Source organism: Aquimarina sp. RZ0 (assembly GCF_008370685.1).
Classification (GTDB): domain Bacteria; phylum Bacteroidota; class Bacteroidia; order Flavobacteriales; family Flavobacteriaceae; genus Aquimarina.
On the sequence record NZ_VTZU01000199.1, the window covers coordinates 1 to 1,754 of the forward strand.

General features: G+C 30.8%; 1 protein-coding gene. It reads left to right on the forward strand.

The genetic code is table 11. The features are described 5' to 3' along the window. The first annotated feature begins 518 nt into the window (after nucleotides 1–518). Nucleotides 519–1,376 (forward strand): M57 family metalloprotease, encoded by an 858-nt coding sequence (locus tag F0000_RS27195; protein WP_149627833.1) that lies wholly within the window; start codon nucleotides 519–521, stop codon nucleotides 1,374–1,376. Nucleotides 1,377–1,754 lie beyond the last annotated feature (378 nt).

The following is a 1,754-nucleotide window of genomic DNA, read 5'->3' on the forward strand; positions in this document are numbered from 1 at the left end:
TTTTCCTTTCTACTTCGTTTAAAAAATAAACCGTAGCTATAGCTATGCTTGATTTTTTTGCCTTGCATAAAGAAAAAATAATTCAATGAATTAATACGAATTTTTTAATCACAAATCGTATTATATATATCACATTTGCTTTTTTTTAACAATTTTTTGTAAATTTTATTATTTGTATGAAAAAACGTATGAATAATTTTTTTTATTTTTTTAAGGGAATTTTTAACATCCTTTCTTTCGTTGCTTCATAGTTTTTTACATATTTCTACACAATATGTATTGTGTATTTGATCGATTCCTCTATTTAGTTATTTTTAGTAAAAACTATGTTTTTTTGTAAAAACATTGCGGTTTAGCCGTATTTATTAAGAATGTTGTAAATAGTAGTCTTATTTTTAAAAATATATATTATATATTCGCCGCGCAAAAAAAAGTTCAAAGCTTTTAAATAATGCATTTAAAATAGAATGTAAAATTCTATTTTAATTAAATAATTAAACAAACTCAACTTATTTAAAATGAAAAAAATTAAATTTTTAGCGTTTTACGCTATCGTTGCTGGTTTTGCTACATCTTGTCAGAAAGACGATGTTGCCAACGAAGTACAATCAGAAACAATTACAGAATCAGTATCAAAAGAACATTTAGAAGGATTAGCTAAAGCAGGTGTAAATCCTACAGGAGCTTCTTATGTAACTATTTCGCATCTAGGAGAGGCTCCAGTAGAGTATGTAAAATCTGGTGATATCCTTGTTGCTCTCGATAAAATGGCAGAACAAGCATTACCAACTAATACTGAAAACAATGTTAAGCAATATGTAACTAGAAACCTTGTAAATGCAAATACAATAGTTCGTGTAACAGGTTGGACAGGTGGTGGTAATGCCTTGACTTCTAGAATGCGTACTGGTTTAGAACGTGCTATAAGAAACTATAATGATCTTGATCTTAGGCTTAAGTTTGAACTTACATTTGGTACAGATCAAAGTAGTAGAGTAGATATGGTTATCTACAACGCAGGAGGATCTGGTCAGGGAGGACAAGCAGAATTCCCTAGTGGTGGGCGTTCTGGAAAATACATCCAAATTTTTGGAGGTATGGCCTCTGCAAGTAATGATGTGAATGAGCACGTTATCGGACACGAAATGGGACATGCCTTAGGTTTTAGACATACTGATTATGCACGAAGAAGATGTGATGGTTCTAATGAAGGGCAGGCAAATATTGGAGCTTTATCTATACCTGGAACACCATCGGCGAACCAATGGGGGCAAAGAGGTCTTGATACCGATTCAATAATGATTTCATGTTTTAATGGTAATGAAGATGGAGAGTTTAGTAGATTCGACATTATTGCCTTAAGATATATATATTAAAAATTAAATTTAATACCAAAAACTTTGAACTTTTGTAATAAAACCATCCCAATAATCGGGATGGTTTTTTTTATATCCCGTCCTCTCTTTTTTACATCTAAGTTCTAAGTTAAGATTTAAAACACAATAAATCATAATGAATAGCATTTTGTGTTCCCTCTTCCAAAGATAAAAGGAGCTTATGAGGTTGGTAATTTTTTGAATATCAAATATTTCTTGTTAGTAAACTACCTCGGGGCAAGCCTAGGAGTTGGAGTACCTACTTTAGTTGTTACAAAAAACATAAGTCTCAAATTAATACATTTGAATTATGGTAAAGAAGAACTATGACAACGATTTTAAGGTAATGATAGTCCAATTATTAAAATCAGGTCAAAA